We start from the raw sequence: 23,256 nt of genomic DNA on the forward strand, positions 1-23,256 counted from the left end.
GGAGGTCCGCGGACCTCCGGGCGGTCAGTGCAAGGCGATCAGTGACCCGAGGCGCCGGCGGCACCCAGGCCGGTTTCCGAGCGGACCTGCTGGGCTTCGAAGTCGGCGCGCTCCTTCTGCGCCTGGGCGCTGCGGTCCATCAGCGAGAAGATCCAGATGCCGACGAAGGCGATGGTCATCGAGAACAGCGCGGGCGAGCTGTACTGGAACCAGGCCGAGCCCTTCGGATTGCCCAGCGTGACTTCCCACACCGAGGGCGACACCACGGTCAGGCCGACCGAGCTGATCAGGCCCAGGAAGCCGCCGATCACGGCGCCCTTGGTGGTGCAGTCCTTCCACAGCACGCTCATGAAGAGCACGGGGAAGTTGGCCGAGGCGGCGATCGCGAAGGCCAGCGAGACCATGAACGCGATGTTCTGCTTCTCGAAGGCGATGCCCAGCACGACCGCCAGCAGGCCCAGCGACAGCGTGGTGATGCGCGAGACCTTCAGCTCGGCAGCGCTGTCGGCCTTGCCCTTCTTGATCAGCGTGGCGTAGATGTCATGCGACACCGCCGAGGCGCCCGACAGCGTCAGACCGGCCACCACCGCCAGGATGGTCGCGAAGGCCACCGCCGAGATGAAGCCGTAGAACACGTCGCCACCGACCGACTTGGCCACCAGCACCGCCGCCATGTTGGCCGTGCCCGCGCCGCCCTTGATGACACCCTTGGCGGTGTCGGCGAACTCGGGGTTGGTCAGCACCAGGGTGATCGCGCCGAAGCCGATGATGAAGATCAGGATGTAGAAGTAGCCGATCCAGGTGGTGGCCCAGAACACCGACTTGCGGGCTTCCTTCGCGTCCGGGACGGTGAAGAAGCGCATCAGGATGTGCGGCAGGCCGGCGGTGCCGAACATCAGCGCCATGCCGAAGCTGATCGCCGAGATCGGATCCTTCACGAAGCCGCCCGGGGCCATCAGCGCCTGGCCGATCTTGGCCGGGTCCATCGCCTCGGCCTTCGACGCGGCAGCGGCAGCGGCAGCCACCGCTTCCGGCGTCTGCGCGACCGCGGCGCTGGCCGCAGCGGCAGCCACTGCAGCGGTCTTGGCGTTGGCAGCGATCGTGGCCTTGACCTCGACGCCCTTGGCGAAGAGCGCCTCCGGCGAGAAGCCGAACTGCGCCATCACCATGAAGGCCATGAAGGTCACGCCCGACAGCAGCAGCACCGCCTTGATGATCTGCACCCAGGTGGTGGCGGTCATGCCGCCGAACAGCACGTAGACCATCATCAGCGCGCCGACGATGACCACCGCCAGCCAGTAGTCGAGGCCGAACAGCAGCTTGATCAGCTGGCCGGCGCCCACCATCTGCGCGATCAGGTAGAACGCGACCACCACCAGCGTGCCCGAGGCCGCGAAGGCGCGGATCGGAGTCTGCTGGAAGCGGTAGCCGGCCACGTCGGCGAAGGTGAACTTGCCGAGGTTGCGCAGCCGCTCGGCCATCAGGAAGGTGATGACCGGCCAGCCGACCAGGAAGCCGATCGAGAAGATCAGGCCGTCGTAGCCGCTGGCCATCACCGCGGCGGAAATGCCCAGGAAGGAGGCGGCCGACATGTAGTCGCCCGCGATCGCCAGGCCGTTCTGGAAGCCGGTGATGCCGCCGCCGCCGGTGTAGAAGTCGGCGGCCGACTTGGTCTTGGCCGCTGCCCACTTGGTGATGTAGAGCGTGCCCGCCACGAACAGGGCGAACATCGCGATGGCGGTCCAGTTGGTCGCCTGCTTGGCGGCGGTGCCCATGTCGGCACCGGCTGCCAGCGCGGCGCCGGCACCGAGGGTGCCCGCCAGCGCGAGGAGAGTCTTCAGCGTGCGGCTCACTTGGAGACCTCCTGCATGATTTCCTTGGTCAGACGATCGAACTCGTCGTTGGCCCGGCGCACATAGATGCCGGTGATCACGATGGTGAAGATGATCACGCCCATGCCGATCGGCACGCCCAGCGTGGTCACGCCTTCGCCCATGCGCTGGCCAAGGAACTCCTTGTTGAAGGCGATCAGCGAGATGTAGCCGTAGTACACGATCATCATCAGCAGCGTCAGCCACCAGCCGAAGCTGCTGCGCTTGCTTTTCAGTTCCGCATACTTCGGGTTTGCCCTGATGCGGGCGACCACAGGATCTGACATTTGGTGCTCCGGATTGGAATGGTTGTTGAATATCCGGATTTCAGTCTAGGAAGCGATACTGACCAAATACTGACCGTTTGTTGATATTGATCTTGCTGGCTGGTTTAATGGGTGCTAGGGTTTTTACTAATTATTGATGGGGATCAATGGTTTTTGGGTTGATGGTGACGCGTAGTTCCTGACATTTTTCTTACTGAAATTGGTGCTTACTGGTGCCGATTTGTGTGTGGTATCTGACCTACTTCTGACAAGCCGTGCCAGCGTCGAGGAAGTCGCGGCGTCACCACGCTGGCGTGGTGGTGCGACGCTGTCGGACCGTGCTTTTTGCACACATCATGGGGTATGCGATCGCCCCCTTGAGGCTGACCCGGATCCTTGGGCTGTCCACGGACATCTTGCTCCGCTAAAAGAGACTGTTTTTCCATTTCAGGGCGATGCTCGCGCGCCAGCATGGGTGCCGGCATCGCCTGCGGGGTGACCGAGGACGGGAAATTCTCGGTCGGTGACAGGATCGATAACAGGGTTAACCCTCATGAGCGGATTCAAGATCTCGAGTTTGTCGGGTGTCGTCACGGTGATTTCCGGCAAGGAATCAGCAGACACCCTGACGGGTGGTGATGGCGCCGATGAAGTGTTCGGCTACGGCAGTGCCGATTCCCTGGCCGGGGGTGGCGGGGAAGACACGATCTGGGGCGGCTGGGGCAACGACACCCTGCTGGGCGGCGCCGGTGCCGATCTGCTGGTCGGCGAGCTGGGCGACGATCTGCTCGACGGTGGCCAGGACGGTGACACCTACCGGGTCAGCGGCAACAGCACGACCGGTTTTCACGGCCACGACACCTACAAGGACAGCGGCACCGACGGCATCGACCGCATCGTGGTGCTGGGCACCGGCGACGTCGACATCGGCATCAAGGGCTTTGCGGCCACCGGCATCGAGGAGATCGACGCCCGGGGCGCGACCGGCACGGTGAGGCTGCTCGACACCAGCGCAGCCAGCCTGATCGACCTGCGCGGCGTGACGATCACCGGCACGAACCTGGTGATCGACGGCGGCAACGGCAACGACACGATCTTTGGCAGCGCGGCGGCCGAGACGATGGTCGGTGGTGCTGGAGACGATCTTCTCGACGGCACAGGCGGTGGCGACACCTACCGTGTGACGGGCAACACCACGACTGGCTTCCAGGGCTACGACACCTACAAGGACACTGGGACCGAGGGCATCGACCGCATCGTGGCGCTGGGCACCGGCAACGTCGACATCGGCGTGCGGGGCTTCTCGGCCACCGGCATCGAGGAGATCGACACCCGGGGCGCGACCGGCACGGTGCGGCTGCTCGACACCGGCGATGCCAACCTGATTGACCTGCGCGGTGTGACGGTGCTGGGCACGAACCTGGTGATCGACACCGGCAGCGGCAACGACACCGTCTTCGGCAGCGCGGCGGCCGACCTCATCGTGGCGGGCAGCGGCGACGACGTGCTCGACGGTGCGGGCGACGGCGACACCTGGCGGGTGAGCGGCAACACCACCAGCGGTTTCCAGGGCCACGACACCTACAAGGACACCGGCACCAGCGGTGTTGATCGCATCGCAGCCACCGGCACCGGCACCGGCAACGTCGACATCGGCCTGAAGGGCAACTTCAGCGCCGCGGCCTCCGGCATCGAGGTGATCGACGGCAGCGGGGCGACGGGCACGGTGCGCATCCTGGGAGACAGCACAGCCAGCGTGATCGACCTGCGCGGCATCACGCTCACCGGCACGAACGTGGTGATCGACGGCGGCAACGGCAACGACACGATCTTCGGCAGCGCCGCGGCCGACACCCTCGTCAGCCACAACGGCGAGGATGTGGTCGACGGTGCGGGTGGCGGTGACACGTTCCGGGTTACGGGCAACCTCACCACCGGCTTCCACGGCTATGACACCTTCAAGGACAGCGGCACCGAGGGCATCGACCGCATCGTGGCGGTGGGCACCGGCAACGTCGACATCGGCGTGCGGGGCTTCTCGGCCACCGGCATCGAGGAGATCGACACCCGGGGTGCGACCGGCACGGTGCGGCTGCTCGACACCGGCGACGCCAACCTGATCGACCTGCGCGGCGTGACGGTGCTGGGCACGAACCTGGTGATCGACACCGGCAGTGGCAATGACACCGTCTTCGGCAGCGCCGCGGCCGACCTCATCGTGGCGGGCAGCGGCGACGACGTGCTCGACGGCGCGGGCGACGGCGACACCTGGCGGGTGAGCGGCAACACCACGACCGGCTTCCAGGGCTACGACACCTACAAGGACACCGGCACCAGCGGTGTCGATCGCATCGAGGCCATCGGCACCGGCAACGTCGACATCGGCGTGCGCGGCTTCTCGGCCAGCGGCATCGAGCAGATCGATGGCCGTGGCGCGACCGGCACGGTGCGGCTGCTCGACACCGACGCGGCCAACCTGATCGACCTGCGCGGGGTGAGCGTGGTCGGCACGAACGTGGTGATCGACGCGAACTTCGGCAACGACACGATCTTCGGCAGCGCGGGCGCGGACACGATCGTCGGCGCCGGCGGCAACGACTGGATCGACGGCGGCGAGGGCGGCGACACCTACCGCGTCACCGGCAACGAGGCCGGCGGCTGGTCGAGCTTCCACAACCACGACACCTGGCGCGACAGCGGCACGACCGGCGTCGACCGCATCGTGGCGCTGGGCGCCGGCCATGTCGACATCGGTGTGGCGGGCAACTTCAGCGCGGCGCTGTCGGGTATCGAAGTGATCGACGGCAGCGGCGCGACCGGCACGGTGCGCATCCTGGGCGAGAGCAGTGCCAACGTGTTGGACCTGCGTGGCATCACGATCGTCGGCACGAACGTGGTGATCGACGGCGGCAACGGCAACGACACGATCTTCGGCAGCGCGGCGGCCGACACCCTGGTCAGCCACAACGGCGAGGATGTGGTCGACGGCGCGGGTGGCGGGGACACCTACCGGGTGACGGGCAACACCACGACTGGCTTCCACGGCTACGACACCTTCAAGGACAGCGGCACCAGCGGCACCGACCGCATCGTGGCCACCGGCACCGGCCCTGTCGACATCGGCCTGGCCGGTGCGTTCAATGCCGCGGCCTCCGGCATCGAGGTGATCGACGGCAGCGGGGCGACGGGCACGGTGCGCATCCTGGGAGACAGCACAGCCAGCGTGATCGACCTGCGCGGCATCACGATCACCGGCACGAACGTGGTGATCGACGGCGGCAACGGCAACGACACGATTTTCGGCAGCGCGGCGGCCGACACCCTGGTCAGCCACAACGGCGAGGATGTGGTCGACGGCGCGGGTGGCGGGGACACCTATCGCGTGACGGGCAACCTCGCCACCGGCTTCCACGGCTATGACACCTTCAAGGACAGCGGCACCGAGGGCCTCGACCGCATCGTGGCGCTGGGCACCGGCAACGTCGACATCGGCGTGCGGGGCTTCTCGGCCACCGGCATCGAGGAGATCGACGCCCGGGGCGCGACCGGCACGGTGCGGCTGCTCGACACCGGCGACGCCAACCTGATCGATCTGCGCGGGGTGACGGTGCTGGGCACGAACCTGGTGATCGACGCCGGACACGGCAATGACACCGTCTTGGGCAGCGCGGGCGCGGACACGATCGTCGGTGGCGCAGCGGACGACCTGCTCGACGGCGGCGAGGGCGGCGATACCTTCCAGATCAGCGGCAACGAGGCGGGGGGCTGGTCCGGCTTCCATGGCTACGACACCTTCAAGGACAGCGGCGCCGGCGGCACCGATCGCATCGTGGCGCTGGGCAGCGGGCCGGTCGACATCGGCCTGCGCTCCTGGGTCGACACCGGCATCGAGCAGATCGATGCCAGCGGGGCCGCCGGCACCGTCCGGCTGCTGGGCGACACCGGCAACAACCTGTTCGACTTCCGCAGCACGACGCTGACCGGCGCCAATCTGGTCATCGATGCGAACCGGGGCCATGACACCGTCTTCGGCAGCGCCGGCGACGACACCATCGTGGCCGGTGCGGGCGACGATCTGCTCGACGGTGGCGAGGGCAGCGACACCTACCGCATCACCGGCGGTGTCTACGGCAGCACCGAGTTCATGGGCTGGGACACCTGGGCGGACACCGGCCTGGACGGCACCGATCGCATCGTCGCGATCAGCGCCGGCAGCATGGACATCGGCGTGCGCGACCTGTCGGCCGGCGGCATCGAGATCCTGGATGTGCGGGGGGTTGCGGGGCAGGCCCGGCTGCTGGGCACCAGTTCCGACGACATCATCGATCTGAGCGGCACGACGGTGCTGGGCGGGCTGCTGATCGACGCCGGTGGCGGGACCGACCTGGTGCTGGGCTCGTCCGGCAACGACACCCTCCTGGGCAGCGGCGGCGCCGATTCGCTGGCCGGCGGGGCAGGCAACGATGTCTATCGCATCGGCCGCGACACCAGCCTGGACGTGATCTGGGACTGGGACGACACCGCGGGCAACCAGGATGTGGTCGAGTTCGATGCCGGCATCAGCGCCGAGCAGCTCTGGTTCCAGCGCCTGGACGGCTTCGTCGAGGTCACGATCCTGGGCACCTGGAACCGCATCTACCTGATGGACTGGGACACCGATCCGGCCGCGCGCATCGAGGTCTTCCGCACCGCCGATGGCCGCACGCTGCAGGCCGCGCAGGTCGACACGCTGATCGAGGCGATGTCGGCCTTCGCCATGCCCTCGATCGGCACGACCACGCTGCCGGCCGACTATCAGACGGCACTGCAGCCGGTGATTGCAGGTACCTGGTCTTCCTGAATGTAAAAACCATGTCCTGAGTGATGCATGTCAGGCAGATGTTCGCCGGGCGGTCCAAGATGTCCGTGACAAACGGACGCAAGGACCGGCCGCAGGCGGCATCTGACCGCTCTTCGCGCGCTGGCCGCAAACCCCCTCGGGAGAGAAGGAGACAAGCACATGGCAGCACTCGTGCATGACGAACCCTGGGTGGACTGGATGCAGTCCTGGTCCCCGGCCGGCTGGCTGGGCATGGCGAACCGGGCACCGGCCGCCTCCGCCGATCTGGTGCGCCGGCGCCAGCGCGACCTGCTCGAGCATGCCCATGCGCGCAGCCAGTTCTACCGGCGCCATCACGGCCGCCATCCCGGCGCGCTGATGCCGGCCTGGCAGGATCTGCCGCCGGTCGACAAGACCACGCTGATGGCGAACTTCGACCAGTGGGTCACCGATCCGGCGATCACCCGCGCCGGCGTCGAGGACTTCCTGGCCGACCGCTCGCGCATCGGCGAGGACTTCCTGCGTCGCTACGCGATCTGGACCAGCTCCGGCACCAGCGGCGAGCCGGGCATCTTCGTCCAGGACAGCGGCGCGCTGGCGGTCTACACCGCGATGCTCGAGAGCCGCATGGACCGCCGCTTCGCGACCCAGCGCTGGTGGCCGATGGCCGCCAGCGGCGCCTTCGGCCCGTGGGGGCTGCAGCCGCGCAGCGCGCTGGTGGCCGCGCTCGACGGCCATTACGCCAGCGTCTCGTTCTGGCGCCGGCAGTGCCGCTTCAATCCGGTCTCCGGCAGCGCCTCGCGCGCCTTCTCGGTGACGCAGCCGATCGAGGAGATCTGCGCCGGCCTGCAGGAATGGCGGCCCGCCTTCCTGGCCAGCTACCCCAGCATGCTGGCCGAGCTGGCGCGCCAGCAGCAGGCGGGGCGGCTGCGGCTCACGCCCCTGGCGCTGTGGGCTGGCGGCGAGGGCCTGCCGGCGAGCACCCGCGACTGGATCGAGTCGGTCTTCGGCGCGCCGGTCATCAACGACTACGGCGCCTCCGAGTGCCTGAGCATCGCCTTCGAATGCCCGCACGGTCGCATGCACCTGAACGACGACTGGGTCGTGATGGAGCCGGTCGACGCCGATGACCGGCCGGTTGAACCCGGCACGCCGTCGAAGGCGGTGCTGCTGACCAACCTGGCCAACCGGGTGCAGCCGCTGATCCGCTACCGCCTGGGCGACAGCGTCACGATGCATCCGGACGACTGCCCCTGCGGCAACCACCGGCCGTCCTTCACCATCGAGGGCCGCGGCGACGACACGCTGCGGCTGCGCGACGCGCGCTCGGCCGAGGTGCGGCTGTCGCCGCTGGCGGTGACCACCGTGCTGGAGGAGGGCGCCGACCTGCACCGCTTCCAGCTGCTGCAGACGTCGCCGGACGCGCTGTCGCTGCGGCTCGACGACAGCCTGAGCAGCGATCCGGCGCGCCTGCGCGAGCGCGCGCTGGCGGTGCTGCGCGACTATCTGCGCCGCCAGGGCCTGCCCGAGATCAAGCTCAGCGTCGATGCCGCGCCGCCCAGTGTCGACCCGGCCAGCGGCAAGCTGCGCCAGGTCATCGTGATGGCGGACTGATCAGGCCGAGTCCGGAATTCCATCGCCGGGCCCGCCGACGATGCCGTCGGCGTGCAGCCGCGCGATCTCGTCCTCGCCGTAGCCCAGCTCGCGCAGCAGCGCCGGCCCGTGCTCGCCGATCGAGGGCGGCGCGTGGCGCAGCGGCAGGCGCTGGCCGTCGAGCGCGAGCGGCAGCAGCGGCAGGCGCGTCTCCACCGGCTGGCCGGCGCCGCTGGCGTCGGCCGGCAGCGTGACCGGCGCCAGGCCGCCGGTGGCCGCCAGGTGCGGATCATCGAAGAGCTCGTGCGGGCGCACGATCGGCGCGTAGGGCAGGCCGATGCGCTCGAAGCGCGCCGACAGCTCGGCTGCGTCGAAGCCGCCGAAGCGCTCGCGCAGCAGCGGCAGCAGCCACTCGCGGGCGCGCACCCGGTCGTTGTTCGTCATCAGGCGGGCGTCGTCCTTCAGGTCGCGCCAGTCGAAGGCCTCGCACAGCAGCGTCCACTGGGTGTCGCTGACCGCGGCCAGGAAGATCTGCTCGCCGCCCCGGACCTCGAACACGTCGTACAGCCCCCAGGCGCTGATGCGCGCGGGCATCGGCGCGGCCGGGCGGCCGGTCACCGCGAACTGCATCATGTGCTGCGCCATCAGCAGCACGTTGTTCTCGAACAGCGCACTCTGCACCTGGCGGCCGCGGCCGGTGCGCTCGCGCTGGGCCAGCGCCGCCAGCACGCCGATGGCGCCGAACAGCCCGCCCATGATGTCGTTGACCGAGCTGCCCGCGCGCAGCGGCCGCCCCGGCGGGCCGGTCATGTAGGCCAGGCCGCCCATCATCTGCACCACCTCGTCGAGCGCTGTGCGGTGCTCGTAGGGGCCGGGCAGGAAGCCCTTGTGCGAGACATGGATCAGCCGCGGGTTGAGCCGCTCCAGCACCTCGAAGCCCAGGCCGAGCCGCTCCATCGTGCCGCTCTTGAAGTTCTCGCTGAAGACATCGGCGCCGGCGGCCAGCCGCAGCACGATCTCGCGGCCGCGCGCGCTCTTGATGTCGAGCGCGATGCTCTTCTTGTTGCGGTTGAACATGCCGAAGAAGCCCGCGCCCGAGCCCAGCAGCCGGCGGGTGTTGTCGCCGGCCAGCGGCTCGACCTTGATCACCTCGGCGCCCAGGTCGGCCAGCACCATGCCGCAGCTCGGGCCCATCACCATGTGGGTGAACTCGATGACCCGCACGCCGGCCAGCGGCAGCGCGTCGTCGTGGCCTGTGTCCGGGGTGGGGGCGGCGCTCATGCGGCCTCCGGTGCGGTGGCGGCGGCCGGCCGGCGGCCGTCGGCGTAGACGAAGCCCGGCGGCAGCCCGGCCTCGGGCGTCATGCCGTGCAGCGGCTCGCCCGGCAGGCCGGCGCGCAGCACCTCGCGCGCAGCCATCAGCCGCTCCAGGTCGATGCCGGTGTCCAGGCCCATGGCCTCGAGCATGAAGACCAGGTCTTCGGTGACCACATTGCCCGAGGCGCCCGGCGCGTAGGGGCAGCCGCCCAGCCCGCCCTGCGAGCTGTCGAAGGTGCGCACGCCCGCGTCCAGCGCCGCCAGCACATTGGCCAGGCCCAGGCCGCGGGTGTTGTGCAGATGCGCGGCGCCCAGGTGCCGGCCGATCGCCGCATGGACCTGGCGGAAGCGCCGGCGCACCTGCGCCGGGTCGGCCATGCCGGTGGTGTCGGACAGGCCGACCTCGTCGGCGCCGGCCTCGACCGCGGCGGCGGCCAGCCGCACCACCTCGTCCTCGGCCACCGGGCCCTGCAGCGTGCAGCCGAAGGCGGTCGACATGCCGACCTCCAGCGTCACGCCGGGCGCGACGCGGTCGCGCAGCCGGGCGATGGCGCGCAGCTCCTCGAGCATCTGCGCGCGGCTGCGGCGCACGTTGGCCTGCGAATGCGCCTCGCTGGCCGACAGCGGCAGCGTCAGCTTGTGGGCGCCGGCGGCCAGCGCCGCCTCGGCGCCGCGCAGATTGGGCACCAGCGCCATCACCGTCCAGCCGGGGCGCGTCACCGCATGGCGCACCACCTCGGCCACGTCGGCCATCTGCGGCAGGCGCGAGGCTGGCACGAAGGAGCCGACCTCGATCTCGCGCACCCCGGCGGCGTGCAGCGCGTCGATCCAGGCCAGCTTGGCGGCGGTCGGCATCACCGCGGCGACGCTCTGCAGGCCGTCGCGCGGGCCGACCTCGCTGATCAGCACCGCCGGAGCGGCCGGGGACGCAGGGGATGACGGCAAGGGCATCGGGAATCCTTGGGTTGTTCTGTAGAATGAAACAAGCGTTTCAATGAACGATCAGGATCATAGCCGATGCCCCGCAAGTCCACGAATCCGTCGGTCGCCGACGAGGGCGCCGCGCCCGGCGGTACCGCGGCGGTCGACCGCGCGCTCAGCCTGCTGTCGGCCTTCCGGCCCGGCGACCGCGCGCTGGGCGTGACCGAGCTGGCCGAGCGCACCCGGCTGCACAAGAGCACCGCGCTGCGGCTGCTGAACTCGCTGGCGCATGCCGGGCTGCTGGTGCGCGACGAGACGGGCGGCTGGTCGCCGGGGCCGGAGATCGACCGGCTGGCGCAGGTGCGCGCGGCGGCCTTTCCGCTGGAGGCGGTGGCGCTGCCGCTGATGCGCGCGCTGGTGGCCGCGACCCAGGAGAGCGTGGCGCTGCATGTGCGCTCCGGCGCGCAGCGGCTGTGCCTGCTGCGGGTGGATTCGCCGCATCTGCTGCGCGACCATGTGCGCGCCGGCGACCTGCTGCCGCTGGAGCGCGGCGCCGGCGGCCGGGTGCTGCTGGCCTTTGCCGGCGAACCCGGCGCGCTGCACGAGCAGATCCGCCGGGAGGGCCATCTGCTGCGCACCGGCGACCGGGTGGCCGGGCTCACCGGCATCTCGGCGCCGGTGTGGCGCTCAGGCGGCGCGGCCGGCGCCGCGCCGGTGCTGGTGGGGGCGCTGACGCTGACGGTGCCCGAGCCGCGCATGCGGCCCGAGCTGGTCGGCGCGCTGCGCGAGACGGCCGCGCGCTTGAGCGCGGCGCTGGGCGCGGGCTGAGCTTGGGAGGTGGGCGTGCAGGGCCGGCCTCAGCCTGCCACGGCCGGCCGCACCTTGATCACCCGGCGCGCGGGGTGCTGCGGGCGCTCGGCGCGGGCGCGCAGCTGGCCGCAGCCGGCGTCCACGTCCTGGCCAGCGGAGCGGCGCAGGCGGGTGAGCACGCCGCGCTGGTTGAGCCAGCGCGCCATCTCGGCGGCGCGCTCCCAGCTCGGGCGGCGGAAGCCGCTGCCCTCGACGCTGTTGAACGGGATCAGGTTCATCATCGCGTACTTGCCCGCCAGCAGCTCGGCGATGCCTTCGAGTTCGTCGTCGCTGTCGTTGACGCCCTCGAGCAGCGTCCACTGGTACTGGATCGGGTACTGGGTGGCGCGCGCGTAGTCCTCGGCCAGGCGCACCAGCTCGGCCGGGGCCAGGGCCGGTGCGCGCGGCAGCAGCTCGGCACGCAGCGCGGGCCGCGTGGTGTGCAGCGACAGCGCCAGCGCCGGCTTCACGCGCCCCTGCGGCAGGCGCTCGAACACCCGCAGGTCGCCGACGGTCGAGAACACCAGTTCCTTGTGGCCGATGTTGCCGGCGGTGCCGAGCAGCTCGATGGCGTCCATCACCTCGTCGAGGTTGTGCGCCGGCTCGCCCATGCCCATGAAGACCACGCGGCGCACGCCCTTCAGGCCCGGGCGCTGCTGCCGCGCCAGAGCCACCTGCGCGACGATCTCGGCACTGCCGAGCTGGCGCACCAGGCCGCCCTGGCCGGTCATGCAGAAGCGGCAGCCCACCGCGCAGCCCACCTGGGTGGACACGCACATGCCCCCGCCCTTGGGGCCCGCCGGCAGCAGCACGCTCTCGACCATCTGCCCGTCGCCCAGCCGCACCAGCAGCCGCGCCGAGCCGTCCTCGCCGGGATGGCTGGCCTGCAGCCGCGCCAGCCCGGCCAGCTCCTCGCGCAGCGCGGGCAGCGCTTCGAGCAGCGGCTTCGGATAGAAATGCTCGGGCGCATGGGCGCCCCGGTCATGTGGGTGGGCCTGCGCCCAGTGGCGCAGCACGCGCTGCACATGGGACGGTCCGGCGCCCAGGGCGTGCAGTCGGGAGGTGAGGTCGGGGAGGCGCATGGGTCGTCGGGTCAGGCAGGCTGCGGGCGGGCCGCGGCAGGGGCATGATTGTCGGCGATCCTCACAGCTTCATCTCCAGCCTCACCGCCCACGCCGTGCTGCTGCGGCCCCAGGTGGTCGCGGTCTGGCGGGTGGTGGCGCCGTTCACCGTGGTGGTCGAGACGCTGTCGCGGGCGGCGAGGTTGCTGGCGGAGACGCGCAGCTTCAGGTCCGGCGCGAAGGTCCACAGCGCGTAGGCGTCGATGACCTGGCGGGTGTCGACGGTGGCGCTGCGGTTGGCGTCGAGCTGCACCGCGTAGCCGGGCGTGAAGCTGATGCTGCCGCCCAGCGTCAGCGGCGTGCCGCGCACCCGCCAGTCGGCGCCGGCGCCGGCGCTCCAGCCGGGCTGGCTGTCGAGGCGGTTGTCGGGGCCGGAGAGCGATTCCACCCGCGAGCGGTAGACGCTGAGGTTGGCGCGCAGGTCGACGGCGGGCAAGGGCGGGGCGTTTTCGGCGCGCGGGCCGAGCAGGGCGGCCAGCTCGGCGGCGCGGGCCTTGGCCTCCAGCTCCAGCCCGCGCGAGCGTGCGCGGCCGATGTTCTGCGGCCGCGAGACCCAGCGCAGCGCCTCGTCGCCGGTGTTCTCCAGCGTGACCTGGCTGCGGATCAGATCGTCGATGCGGCGCTCGAAGACGCCGACGCTGAACACGCCGCCCTGCGCCAGATGCTGCTCCCAGGCCAGGTCCAGGCCGGTGGCCAGCTCCGGGCGCAGCGCCGGGTTGCCGCCGCGGTCGGGGTTGATCTCCAGATTGCTGCCACTGGCGCGGGTGCTGCGGGCGATCATCTGCGCCAGCGTCGGCGCCTTGTAGCTGCGGGTCAGGCCGGCGCGGATCAGGCTGCGGCCGCCTTCCTCCAGCCGGTAGACCGCATGCAGCATCGGCGCGGTGACCCGGCTGCGGTTGACCCCCTCGGCCTGGCCGGCGGTGCCGGTGCTGCCGCGGGTGTCGATGCGCTCATGGCGCAGGCCGGCCTGGACGGACCACTGCGGCGTGGGCGTCCATTCGTCCTGGATCCACAGCGAGGTGCGGCGGCTGCGCGACTGCAGCGCGTCGCCGAAGTCGCCGTCGAGCACGCGGGTGCTGCCGTCGGCTTCGGTCTGCAGCGTGCTGCGGCTCTCGTCGCGGCGACCGCTCTCCAGCTCCCAGCCCAGCGCGAGCAGATGGCGGCCTTCCACCAGCGGCCGGCTGGCCTTGCCGCCGGTGCTCAGCCAGCGGTCGCGGCCGTCGCGCTCCTCGTCGATGCGGCGCAGCGGGCTGCCGGCGGCATCGGCCTCGGTGCGCCGGCTGCTGCCGTCCGAGCGCGAGCCGGTGGCGCCGGCGCGCAGCTCCAGCCGCAGGCCGCCCTCCAGCCGGGTCTGCCACTGCGCGTTGAGCCGCGCCAGCGAGAAGCCGCTCTCGCCGGAGGTGGCCGCCTGGGCGTAGTCGGCGCTGCCGGCGCGGGTGAGCAGCGTGCGGCTGCCTTCGCTGACGCTCTCGGAGCGCAGCAAGAAGGGCATCAGCGCGAAGCTCTCGCCCGCGCCCAGCCGCCACTGCACCCGCCCGCCGGCATGCAGCGAGCGGCGCCGCGAGCGGCTGTCGTCCACCCGGTCCTGGTCGCGCGCGAGCTGGCCGTCGGCCTGCGTGGTCTCGACGGTGCGCAGCAGGCTGCCGTCATCGCTGCGGCTCTCGCGCAGATGCACCGAGAGGTTGTAGGACAGATCCTCGATCTGCTCGGCGCGGGTCCAGCTCAGGCCCGGCTGCCATTGCCCGTCGTCGCGGCCCAGGCTCAGGTGCAGATCGTTCAGGCGCTGGCGCACATCCTCGCGCAGCACGATGTTGATGGTGCCGGCCACCGCCTGCGCGCCGGTCTCGGCGGTCGGGCCGCGGGTGATCTCGATGCGCTCGACCTGGCCCGGGGTGAGCGCGTCCAGGCTCATGCCCATCGGCATGCGCTCGCCGTTGATCAGGATCTGGGTGTAGCCGCTGCCCAGGCCGCGCAGGCGCGGATTGCCGCCGCGCCCGGGGCGGCCGTCGAGCGTCACGCCGGGCTGGCGCTTGAGCACCTCGGTCACGGTGGCGTCGCCCTGGCGTTCCAGCTCCTCGCGGCCGATGACGGTCCTGGCGGCGGTGGCCTGGCGGCGCTCGCGGCTTTCGTCGGGCCGGCTGGCACGGATCTCGACCCGCTCCAGCGTGGCCTGCGGCGGCGGCACCGGTGCGGCCGGCGCGCTGTTCTCCTGCGCCTGGACCTGCGCGGCGGCCAGCGCGGCGACCGAGGCCAGCGGCAGCAGCAGGCGCGCGCCTCGCTGGCCTGGGGCCTTCGTCCGGGCGGTCGTTCGAGCGTTCCTGGTGACCTTCTTCGGAGTGTTCATACGTGGAGGGGTAGATTTTTCGGACACGGCGTTCATTGTCTGCCGCGTTGCTCGCCCGTATAGACTCGCGGCCCATGACCGAATCCACGCTCATGACCCTCGCTCCGTCCGCCCCGGGCCCCCGGGCCGATCTCGCCGGCCGCCGCATCGTGCTCGGCCTGAGCGGCGGCATCGCCTGCTACAAGAGCGCGGAGCTCGCGCGCCTGCTGGTCAAGGCCGGCGCCGAGGTGCGGGTCGCGATGACCGCCGGCGCGCTGCATTTCATGACCGCCGAGACGATGCAGGCGCTCTCCGGCCATCCGGTCGCGCTGGACACCTGGGACGCCCGCGAGCCCAACGGCATGCCGCACATCAACCTGACCCGCGGCGCCGACGCGGTGCTGGTGGCGCCGGCCAGCGCCGATTTCATCGCCCGTCTGGCGCAGGGCCGCGCCGACGACCTGCTCAGCCTGACCTGCCTGGCGCGTCCGCTGGCCAGCGGTGCGGCGGACGCGCGTCCGGTGCCGCTGATCGTGGCACCCGCGATGAACCGCGAGATGTGGGCGCACCCGGCCACGCAGCGCAACCTGCGCCAGATCGCCGCCGACGGCGCGCTGGTGCTGGGCGTCGACGCCGGCGCGCAGGCCTGCGGCGAGATCGGCGACGGCCGCATGATCGAGCCCGAGGCGATCGTCGAGGAACTGGTGGCGGCGCTGTCGCCGAAACCGCTGGCCGGTCGGCGCCTGCTGATCACCGCCGGCCCGACCTTCGAGGCGATCGACCCGGTGCGCGGCATCACCAATCTGTCCAGCGGCAAGATGGGCTTCGCGATCGCACGCGCCGCCCGCGAGGCCGGCGCCGACGTGACGCTGGTGGCCGGCCCGGTGCACCTGGACACGCCGCGCGGGGTGACCCGCATCGATGTGCGCTCGGCGCAGCAGATGCTCGACGCGGTGATGCCGCGCGCGCCGCTGCACGATCTCTTCGTCGCCACCGCCGCGGTGGCCGACTGGCGCCCGGCCTCGCTGTCGGAGCACAAGATCAAGAAGGACGGCAAGAAGGTCGCCCCGAGCTTCGAGCTGGCCGAGAACCCCGACATCCTGGCCGCGGTGGCGCGCCTGCCCGAGGACCAGCGCCCGTTCTGCGTCGGCTTTGCCGCCGAGAGCGAGAAGCTCGAGCAGCACGCGCGCGAAAAGCTTCAGAGAAAGAACATTCCGCTGATCGTCGGCAACCTGGGCCCGGCCACCTTCGGCCGCGACGACAACGCGCTGCTGCTGGTCGATGCCGAGCACAGCCGCCCGCTGCCCGAGGACGGCCGCGCCTGCGACAAGCAGACGCTGGCGCGTGCGCTGGTGGCGGAGATCGCGCGGCGGCTTCATCTCGGAGCGTGATGTATCCGCAACGAAGTGAAAAATAACAAGACCTTGACATATAGTTAATTAACGGTACGTTAAGATTTGTCGAGTTGGGTTTCCGATCGACAACATCATTGACGGACTGAAATGAAGAAGAACACCAGGCTGGCGGCCACCGCCGCACTGGCGCTGCTGCCGGTGGCCGCTGCTGCCGCCGAAGCCCTCGAGCTTTCCCGGGTCGAGGTGACCGGCAGCCGGATGCTGCGCAGCGTGGGCGAGGGCAGTGCGCCGCTGCGCACCCTGCAGCGCGCCGAGATCGAGCGCTCCGGCGCCAGCACCGTGGCCGAGCTGCTCGAGCGGCTGCCGCAGATGCAGGGCATGCTGGCGCTGTCGGAGAGCGTCGGCAATGACGGCAACGGCGTGACCGCGGCTTCCATTCACGGCCTGGGCGCGCGCTACACGCTGGTGCTGCTCGACGGCCAGCGCCTGGCGCCGGCCGATTCCGGCTCGGTGGTCGATCTGGGCACGCTGCCGCTGGCCGCGCTCGAGCGCATCGAGATCCTGGGCGACGGCGCCTCGGCGCTGTACGGTGCCGACGCGATCGGCGGCGTGGTCAACCTGATCCTGCGCCGTGGCGAGCGGCCGCTGGCGCTCTCGGCGCGCGCGCTGCGGCCGCAGCAGGCGGGCGGGCGTGGCTGGAGCGCCTCGCTGTCGCAGGGCCTGGGCGACGAGCTGCGCGACGGCGGCACGCTGTCGTGGACGCTGGAGCTGGCGCGCACCGAGGCGGTCCGTGCCTCGCAGCGCCCCTTCGCCTCGACCGGCCTGATCCGCTTCCGCGACGCGCAGGGGCGCGATCTGCTGTTCTTCAACGGCTCGATGCGCACCGTGCCGGCCAACGCCACCGTCAGCTACACCGACGCCGCCGGCGAGGCCGCCACCGCCTGGATCAATCCGGGCCTGCAGGCCAGCGGCAGCTGCGGCAGCCGCCACATCGAGGCCGGCGGGCTGTGCTACTACGACTACGCCTCGACGGTGGATGTGGCGCCGCAGACCCAGAGCGCCGGCCTGACGCTGGACGGCGCGCGCCGGCTCGATGCCGGCTGGACGCTGCGCGGCACCGCGCTGTGGCGCGACACCCTGACCCGTGCGACGGTGGCGCCGTATCCGACCGATGTCTCGCTCGAGGCCGGCTCGGCCGCCTTCGCCCGCAGCCTGGCCCCGTGGCTGACCCAGGAGCAGATCGACGGCCATGACAGCACCGTGGTGAGCTGGCGCCTGCAGGACGCCGGGCCGCGGGTGGTCGACTACCGCAACCGCCGCATGCATGTCAGCGCCGGGCTCGACGGCGAGGCCGGCGGCTGGCAGCTGCGCACCCGCGCGCTGCTGTCGCTGCACGAGCAGCGCCAGAACCTGCATGACGGCTGGCTGCTGGCGGCACCCTTCCAGGCGGCGCTGGCCGACGGCCGGCTCGACCCGTTTGCCGCAAGCCAGGACGCGGGCGGTCTGGCGGCGCTGTCGGCCTCGGGCTGGCGCGGCCGCTACGACACCGCGCGCACCCATCTGGCCGGTCTGGAGACCGGCGGATCGACCACGCTGTTCGAGCTGCCGGGCGGCCCGGCCCAGCTCGGTCTGGGCGCGGAGTGGCGGCGCAGCGGCTGGAGCCGCACGCTGTCGGACACCGCCCGCAGCGGCGCGCTGCTGTCGAGCGACGCGCAGACCGCCGCTGACCTGAGCCGCGACAGCGCCGGCGCCTACGGCGAGCTGGCGCTGCCGCTGCGGCGCGACATGCGCCTGGATGCCTCGCTGCGCGCCGACCGCATCGGCCCGGTGCAGGATCATCTGGCCGACCGCAGCATCGGCCGCTCGGCCAGCGAGGCCACCGGCCGCATCGGCTGGCGCTGGCAGCCCTCGGCCGGGCTGATGTGGCGCGCCGCGGCCGGCACCGGCTTCCGGGCGCCTGATCTGCTGCAGGTCGCCCGCGCCGAGCAGGACTACGGCGTGACCGCCGGCAGCTACGCCTGCCCCTTCACCGCCGCCAACGGCCTGGGCTCGCATCCCTATGCCGCGCTGTGCTGGCCGGGCAGCAACCAGATCGACCTGCTCAAGGGCGGCAACCCGGACCTGAAACCGGAGCGCTCCAGCCACTGGTCGGCCGGCCTGCGCCTGGAGCCCTCGGCCGATCTGGGCTTCGGCGCCGATCTGTGGTCGGTGCGCATCCGCGATGCGGTGCAGGAGATCAGCGAGCAGCTGATCCTCAACGACCCGGTGCGCTACGCCAGCCTCTACACCCGCAAGACCAGCGCCGCCACCGGCACCGACGTGCTGGCGCTGCGGCAGCTGCCGGTCAACATCGGCCGGGTCGAGCAGCGCGGCCTGGACTGGCAGGCACACCTGCGCCACGGCTCGCCCTGGGGGCGTGTCACCCACCGCATCGAAGGCACCTGGCTGCTGCATTCGCGCTACACCGTGCCGGGCAGCGATGGCGAATGGGCCTCCAGCCTGGGCCGCTTCGGCCTCGACGACCGGGTGGCCTTCCGCCATGTGGTGGCGCTGTCGGCGGCGCTCGAGCGTGGCCGCTGGTCGCATCAGGCGCGGGTGAACTGGCGCAGCGGCTACCAGGACATGGTGCAGACCGAGGCCGGCTGCGCGGTCACCAGCGCCGACGGCCTGAGCTGCATGGCCGTCGAGCGCCGGGTGCCCTCGCACTGGACGCTGGACTGGACCAGCCGCTGGCAGCCGCGCGCCGACCTGACGCTGACGCTGTCGGTGCTCAACCTGCTCGACCGCGATCCGCCGCTGACGCTGCGCACCAGCGGCGCGCACATGATCGGCTTCGATCCGCGCTATGCCAGCGGCCAGGGCCGCACGCTGCAGCTCGGACTGGACTGGCGCTTCTGAGCCGAGGCGCCTTGGGGCCTTGGGGGGGCGGCGGATCGGCTAACCTTGCGGCATGGAACGCAATACCCGTCAGCGCATCGCCATCCGCGAGGCGATCGAGGTGGCCCGCCGGCCGCTGCTGCCCCAGGAGGTGCTCGACCAGGCCCAGTCGCTCGCACCGGGCCTGGGCATCGCCACCGTCTACCGCAATCTGAAGGCCCTGGTCGATGACGGCACGCTGGCGGTGGTGCAGCTGCCCGGCGAAAACCCGCGCTACGAGCCGGTCAGCCGCCGCCACCATCACCATTTCCAGTGCCGACGCTGCCAGCGCGTCTTCGACGTGCACGCCTGCCCGGGCGACCTGTCCCGGCTGGCCCCGCCGGGCTTCTCGGTCGAGGACCACGACCTGACGCTGTACGGCTGCTGCGCCGACTGCGCCGGACAGGCCGACCGCACCTCCGCCCATGGGCATGCCCATGCGCCCGGCCACGACGGCTGCCGCTGAACGCACTTTCCTTGAGGAGCTTCCTTCGGTGACTGAAAGCAATCCCTACGGACTGGCCGCGCTGTGGGCCGGCTCCGACCTGGTCGCCAAGCTGGTGCTGCTGATGATGGTGGTGATGTCGGCGGCGAGCTGGTATGTCATCGTCGTCAAGTGGCTGGAGCAGCAGCGCATGCTGCGCCAGGCGCGTGCGGCCGAGTCCTTCTGGCAGGCCGCCAGCGTCGCGCAGGGCGCCGAGCAGCTCGAGCGCGGCAGCCCCTTGCGCTTCATCGCCCAGGCCGGCGTCGAGGCCAGCGGCAAGCACGCCGGCCTGCTCGGTCGCATCGACCTGCACACCTGGATCACGATGTCGATCCAGCGCGCGATCGAGCGGGTGCAGGGCCGGCTGCAGAACGGGCTGGCGCTGCTGGCCACCGTCGGCTCGACGGCGCCCTTCGTCGGCCTCTTCGGCACCGTCTGGGGCATCTACCACGCGCTGACCGCGATCGGCGTGGCGGGTCAGGCCTCGATCGACAAGGTCGCCGGGCCGGTGGGCGAGGCGCTGATCATGACCGCGATCGGTCTGGCGGTGGCGGTGCCGGCGGTGCTGGGCTACAACTGGCTGGTGCGCCGCAACAAGGCGGTGATGGACGAGGTGCGCGGCTTCGCCGCCGACCTGCACGCGGTGCTGCTGGCCGAGCCGCGATGACGCTGCCCCGCGGCCCCTTCGACGCGCCGCCCGAGGAGGATGCGGTGATCTCGACCATCAACACCACGCCGCTGGTCGACGTGATGCTGGTGCTGCTGATCATCTTCCTGATCACCATCCCGGTGGTGGCGACCTCGGTGCCGGTCGAGCTGCCCCAGGAGCGGCTGCAGCCGCGCGAGACCCGGCCCGACAGCATCGTCATCTCGGTCGATGCGGCCGGGCGCATCTTCTGGCATGACCTGCCGCTGGCCGGGCCGGAGGCGCTGAAGGCCCGGCTGCTGGAGGCCGCGCGCCGTGCGCCGCCGGGCCAGGCGCCGGAGGTCCAGGTGCGCGGCGACCGCCGCAGCGCCTTCGATCCGGTCGCGCAGGCGGTGCTGGCCTGCCAGCGCGCCGGCATCGCGCGCATTTCCTTCATCACCGAGCCGCAGGCGCTGCGTTGAAAGGACCGATCCGATGGCGATGAACCTCGGCCCCGGCGACACCGCCGGCGGCGACGACGAGCCGCTGATGGAGATCAACACCACGCCGCTGATCGACGTGATGCTGGTGCTGCTGGTGATGCTGATCATCACGATCCCGATCCAGCTGCATTCGGCCGATCTCGACCTGCCGGTGGCGCCGGCCGCACCGCCGGTCGAGCCGCCGGAGGTGGTGCGCATCGACATCGCGCCCGACGGTGCGCTGCGCTGGCAGGATGAGCCGCTGGCCGACCGTGCCGCGCTGGTGGCGCGGCTGCAGGCCGAGGCGGCGCGGCCGCGTCCGGCCGAGCTGCACATCCGCCCGGCACCGGGCTCGGCCTATGCCGCCTTTGCCGAGGTGATGGTCGAGGCGCAGCGTGCGGGGCTGAAGCGCCTGGGCGTGGCCGGCCTCGAGCAGTTCGAGCCTGCGCGCTGAAACGGGGAGAGTCCGCACGATGCCGCTGCCCGAATTCGAGAACCCGTCACGCGCGCCGCGCTGGGCCGGTGCCGCTGCGGTGGTCGGCCTGCACCTGCTGGCGGGCTGGGCGCTGATGTCCGGTCTGGCGCGCCAGACGGTCGAGTCGGTGCGCCAGACGGTGGAGATGGCGATCATTGACGCGCCAGCACCGCCGCCGCCCCCGCCGCCGCCGCCCCGCCCGAAGGAGACGCCGCCTCCGCCCGCCCCGGCGCCGAAGACGCCCCCGCCCCCGGCGGTAGCGCCGCCCCCACCCGCGCCCAAGGTCTGGGCGCCTCAGCCCGAGATCACGCCACCGCCTGCGCCTGCCGCCGCGCCGGTGCAGGCGGTGCAGCCCGAGCCGCCTCGGCCTGTGCCACCCGCTCCGCCGGCACCGCCTGCGCCCGCCGCACCGGCGCCTGTCGCGGCTCCGGCAGCGCCGGCCGCGCCGGTGCGCGCCGAGGTCGGCCTGGCCTGCCCGGGCTATGCGCAGATCATCCAGGACACGATGGCCGGTGCCTTCGACCGCTACGGCATCACTGGCGTGGTGAAGGTGCGCATGCTGGTGCGCGGCGGTCAGGTGGTGGAGGCCAGCGTGCTGTCCGGGCCGCGTGAATACCACCGGCTGGCGGTCAGCGCGGCGCGGCGCATGAAATGCCAGGCCAGCGGGGCCGACGAGGTGCAGGTGAACTTCGAGATCAGCCTGCGCGAGGAGTGAGCCGGGAGCGCGGGCTCGGCCGTCAGCGGGCCTTGGCCAGGTTCATCACCCAGTAGTTCGACTGGTTGGCGGTGTTGACCACGCAGGCGACTGCGACATCCCGCACCGTCGCGTTCATCAGGTTGGCGCAGTGGCCGTCGCTGTTCATCCAGGCGTCGACCACCCGGGTGATGCCGGGCTGGCCGGCAGCGATGTTCTCGGCCACCGTCGACCAGGCGTAGCCCGCTGCACTGACCCGGTCGGCCACGTTGCTGCCGCTGGAGCCGGTGTGGCTGAAGAAGCCCTTGGCGACCATGTCCTTCGCATGTCCGGCCGCCGCGGCGAACAGCTGATCGTTCCAGCTCAGCGCGCCCGCGGCCGGGAAGCTGCCACGGCTGCCGCAACTCTGAGCGCTGGCGCGCCGGCGGTTGATCTCGGCCAGCATCGCGCTCTGGTAGCCGTCGATGCCGCAGCGTTCGCTCGCCGCGATCGCCGATGCGGTCTGGGCGGTGCTGCCGGTGCCGGCGCTGACGCTGGAGGTGGTGCTGGCGGCCGAGCCGCCATCGTCCGAGCCGCCGCCACAGCCGGCCAGCAGTGCGGCCAGCAGCGCGGTGGTGATGGCGGGCAGGGACAGGCGCTTGTTACAGGTGCGGATCATGGCGGGACGAAGTCAGGTGGCTGGCCGTGTTGTCGGCTCGATGGACTTCATTCTGGAGAGCCGCTCCTGTCCGGCAAGGGGCGGTGGGCGCCATGTTGCGGGGGTTGTGGCTTCTACACGCGCCAACCTGCGCCATCTTCACGGATCTTGTCGGACATGCCCGTGTTCGAGGGGGCTGGGGCCGTAGCGAAGCGATCCGGCTCCGATCAGACTGGCGATGCCGAATCTGAAATAAGCTGCATCGCCTCGTTGGCAACTTGTTCGGATCGGCTACAGGAGTCAGCATGTCTTTCCTCGCCGCGCCGAAGCACCACGCCCACCCGGACACGCCGCCGGTGGTCATGGTTCGGCCGAACGTCTGGCGCATCACCTTCGCCGAGAGCGACCGCCCGTCCCGGCGTGCCCGCCATGGTCGGGCTCGCTGGAGCCTGAGCGCCGGTCTGCGCCGCCAGCCGACCTTCCGTCCGGGGCGTCGCCTGGTACGGTGA

The 23,256-nt window shown here is 71.3% G+C and carries 18 protein-coding genes; 11 read left to right on the plus strand and 7 right to left on the minus strand.

The annotated features are described in order from the left end of the window. Nucleotides 1-38 precede the first annotated feature (38 nt). Both NFT33_RS01565 and NFT33_RS01570 read right to left on the minus strand, forming a co-directional pair. Complete coding sequence (locus NFT33_RS01565; RefSeq protein WP_251672692.1) at nt 39-1,853, minus strand: cation acetate symporter; 1,815 nt, start codon at nt 1,851-1,853, stop codon at nt 39-41. Beyond that, nucleotides 1,850-2,158: a DUF485 domain-containing protein gene (locus tag NFT33_RS01570; RefSeq protein ID WP_220784300.1), complete on the minus strand. Its 309-nt coding sequence runs from the start codon at nt 2,156-2,158 to the stop codon at nt 1,850-1,852. The genes NFT33_RS01565 and NFT33_RS01570 overlap by 4 nt, the downstream gene beginning before the upstream one ends. A gap of 532 nt (nt 2,159-2,690) precedes the next feature. Here NFT33_RS01570 and NFT33_RS01575 point away from each other — a divergent pair. Together NFT33_RS01575 and NFT33_RS01580 are read left to right on the plus strand one after the other, a co-directional pair. After that, nucleotides 2,691-6,977 (plus strand): beta strand repeat-containing protein, encoded by a 4,287-nt coding sequence (locus NFT33_RS01575; protein WP_251672693.1) that lies wholly within the window; start codon nt 2,691-2,693, stop codon nt 6,975-6,977. Between the two features lie 159 nt (nt 6,978-7,136). Then, the gene (locus NFT33_RS01580; protein ID WP_251672694.1) at nt 7,137-8,570 is read left to right on the plus strand and encodes a phenylacetate--CoA ligase family protein; all 1,434 of its coding nucleotides are present in this window, start codon (nt 7,137-7,139) and stop codon (nt 8,568-8,570) included. Here the strand turns inward: NFT33_RS01580 and NFT33_RS01585 are convergent, their stop codons facing one another. Together NFT33_RS01585 and NFT33_RS01590 are read right to left on the minus strand one after the other, a co-directional pair. After that, complete coding sequence (locus NFT33_RS01585) at nt 8,571-9,830, minus strand: CaiB/BaiF CoA transferase family protein (protein WP_251672695.1); 1,260 nt, start codon at nt 9,828-9,830, stop codon at nt 8,571-8,573. Further along, the gene (locus NFT33_RS01590; RefSeq protein ID WP_251672696.1) at nt 9,827-10,816 is read right to left on the minus strand and encodes a hydroxymethylglutaryl-CoA lyase; all 990 of its coding nucleotides are present in this window, start codon (nt 10,814-10,816) and stop codon (nt 9,827-9,829) included. Before NFT33_RS01590 ends, NFT33_RS01585 begins: the two co-directional genes overlap by 4 nt. Nucleotides 10,817-10,882: 66 nt before the next feature. Here NFT33_RS01590 and NFT33_RS01595 point away from each other — a divergent pair, with 66 nt between their 5' ends. After that, on the plus strand, nt 10,883-11,614 hold the full coding sequence (locus NFT33_RS01595; protein ID WP_251672697.1) for an IclR family transcriptional regulator: 732 nt from the start codon (nt 10,883-10,885) through the stop codon (nt 11,612-11,614). Nucleotides 11,615-11,643: 29 nt separating this feature from the next. Here NFT33_RS01595 and NFT33_RS01600 read toward each other — a convergent pair whose 3' ends face one another. Continuing rightward, nucleotides 11,644-12,717 carry an RNA methyltransferase gene (locus tag NFT33_RS01600; protein ID WP_251672698.1) on the minus strand — a complete coding sequence of 358 codons (1,074 nt, stop codon included), beginning with the start codon at nt 12,715-12,717 and terminating at the stop codon, nt 11,644-11,646. Between the two features lie 61 nt (nt 12,718-12,778). After that, nucleotides 12,779-15,100, minus strand: coding sequence for a TonB-dependent receptor plug domain-containing protein (locus NFT33_RS01605; RefSeq protein ID WP_251672699.1), 2,322 nt, complete (start codon nt 15,098-15,100; stop codon nt 12,779-12,781). A gap of 92 nt (nt 15,101-15,192) precedes the next feature. Between NFT33_RS01605 and coaBC the strand changes: the two genes are divergently transcribed. From coaBC to NFT33_RS01640, 7 genes are all read left to right on the plus strand, one after another. Next, nucleotides 15,193-16,470, plus strand: coding sequence for a bifunctional phosphopantothenoylcysteine decarboxylase/phosphopantothenate--cysteine ligase CoaBC (gene coaBC / locus NFT33_RS01610; RefSeq protein WP_251672700.1), 1,278 nt, complete (start codon nt 15,193-15,195; stop codon nt 16,468-16,470). 111 nt (nt 16,471-16,581) lie between these two features. Beyond that, on the plus strand, nt 16,582-19,332 hold the full coding sequence (locus NFT33_RS01615; protein ID WP_251672701.1) for a TonB-dependent receptor domain-containing protein: 2,751 nt from the start codon (nt 16,582-16,584) through the stop codon (nt 19,330-19,332). Nucleotides 19,333-19,384: 52 nt separating this feature from the next. After that, complete coding sequence (locus tag NFT33_RS01620; RefSeq protein ID WP_251672702.1) at nt 19,385-19,816, plus strand: Fur family transcriptional regulator; 432 nt, start codon at nt 19,385-19,387, stop codon at nt 19,814-19,816. After that, nucleotides 19,782-20,501, plus strand: coding sequence for a MotA/TolQ/ExbB proton channel family protein (locus NFT33_RS01625; RefSeq protein WP_251673033.1), 720 nt, complete (start codon nt 19,782-19,784; stop codon nt 20,499-20,501). Before NFT33_RS01620 ends, NFT33_RS01625 begins: the two co-directional genes overlap by 35 nt. Further along, entirely contained in the window at nt 20,498-20,941 is a 444-nt protein-coding gene (locus NFT33_RS01630) for an ExbD/TolR family protein (RefSeq protein ID WP_251672703.1), read from the plus strand. The genes NFT33_RS01625 and NFT33_RS01630 overlap by 4 nt, the downstream gene beginning before the upstream one ends. Nucleotides 20,942-20,954: 13 nt before the next feature. Next, nucleotides 20,955-21,395, plus strand: coding sequence for an ExbD/TolR family protein (locus NFT33_RS01635; protein WP_251672704.1), 441 nt, complete (start codon nt 20,955-20,957; stop codon nt 21,393-21,395). Between the two features lie 19 nt (nt 21,396-21,414). Continuing rightward, on the plus strand, nt 21,415-22,131 hold the full coding sequence (locus NFT33_RS01640) for an energy transducer TonB (protein ID WP_251672705.1): 717 nt from the start codon (nt 21,415-21,417) through the stop codon (nt 22,129-22,131). A gap of 22 nt (nt 22,132-22,153) precedes the next feature. On the opposite strand, the gene NFT33_RS01645 is transcribed toward NFT33_RS01640, so the two are convergent. Continuing rightward, nucleotides 22,154-22,768 (minus strand): CAP domain-containing protein, encoded by a 615-nt coding sequence (locus NFT33_RS01645; RefSeq protein WP_251672706.1) that lies wholly within the window; start codon nt 22,766-22,768, stop codon nt 22,154-22,156. Between the two features lie 284 nt (nt 22,769-23,052). On the opposite strand from NFT33_RS01645, the gene NFT33_RS01650 reads away from it, so the two are divergent. Then, nucleotides 23,053-23,256 (plus strand): hypothetical protein, encoded by a 204-nt coding sequence (locus NFT33_RS01650; protein ID WP_149503759.1) that lies wholly within the window; start codon nt 23,053-23,055, stop codon nt 23,254-23,256.

The organism is Sphaerotilus sp. FB-3, from assembly GCF_023706025.1.
In the GTDB taxonomy this organism is placed as follows: Bacteria; Pseudomonadota; Gammaproteobacteria; order Burkholderiales; family Burkholderiaceae_C; genus Sphaerotilus; species Sphaerotilus sulfidivorans.

Bases quoted from the DNA above. Each gene is read 5' to 3' on its own strand.
- NFT33_RS01570 (WP_220784300.1), bottom strand. From the start codon at position 2,158: ATGTCAGATCCTGTGGTCGCCCGCATCAGGGCAAACCCGAAGTATGCG.
- NFT33_RS01575 (WP_251672693.1), top strand. From the start codon at position 2,691: ATGAGCGGATTCAAGATCTCGAGTTTGTCGGGTGTCGTCACGGTGATT.
- NFT33_RS01580 (WP_251672694.1), top strand. From the start codon at position 7,137: ATGGCAGCACTCGTGCATGACGAACCCTGGGTGGACTGGATGCAGTCC.
- NFT33_RS01585 (WP_251672695.1), bottom strand. From the start codon at position 9,830: ATGAGCGCCGCCCCCACCCCGGACACAGGCCACGACGACGCGCTGCCG.
- NFT33_RS01590 (WP_251672696.1), bottom strand. From the start codon at position 10,816: ATGCCCTTGCCGTCATCCCCTGCGTCCCCGGCCGCTCCGGCGGTGCTG.
- NFT33_RS01595 (WP_251672697.1), top strand. From the start codon at position 10,883: ATGCCCCGCAAGTCCACGAATCCGTCGGTCGCCGACGAGGGCGCCGCG.
- NFT33_RS01600 (WP_251672698.1), bottom strand. From the start codon at position 12,717: ATGCGCCTCCCCGACCTCACCTCCCGACTGCACGCCCTGGGCGCCGGA.
- NFT33_RS01605 (WP_251672699.1), bottom strand. From the start codon at position 15,100: ATGAACACTCCGAAGAAGGTCACCAGGAACGCTCGAACGACCGCCCGG.
- coaBC (WP_251672700.1), top strand. From the start codon at position 15,193: ATGACCCTCGCTCCGTCCGCCCCGGGCCCCCGGGCCGATCTCGCCGGC.
- NFT33_RS01615 (WP_251672701.1), top strand. From the start codon at position 16,582: ATGAAGAAGAACACCAGGCTGGCGGCCACCGCCGCACTGGCGCTGCTG.
- NFT33_RS01620 (WP_251672702.1), top strand. From the start codon at position 19,385: ATGGAACGCAATACCCGTCAGCGCATCGCCATCCGCGAGGCGATCGAG.
- NFT33_RS01625 (WP_251673033.1), top strand. From the start codon at position 19,782: ATGCCCATGCGCCCGGCCACGACGGCTGCCGCTGAACGCACTTTCCTT.
- NFT33_RS01630 (WP_251672703.1), top strand. From the start codon at position 20,498: ATGACGCTGCCCCGCGGCCCCTTCGACGCGCCGCCCGAGGAGGATGCG.
- NFT33_RS01635 (WP_251672704.1), top strand. From the start codon at position 20,955: ATGGCGATGAACCTCGGCCCCGGCGACACCGCCGGCGGCGACGACGAG.
- NFT33_RS01640 (WP_251672705.1), top strand. From the start codon at position 21,415: ATGCCGCTGCCCGAATTCGAGAACCCGTCACGCGCGCCGCGCTGGGCC.
- NFT33_RS01645 (WP_251672706.1), bottom strand. From the start codon at position 22,768: ATGATCCGCACCTGTAACAAGCGCCTGTCCCTGCCCGCCATCACCACC.
- NFT33_RS01650 (WP_149503759.1), top strand. From the start codon at position 23,053: ATGTCTTTCCTCGCCGCGCCGAAGCACCACGCCCACCCGGACACGCCG.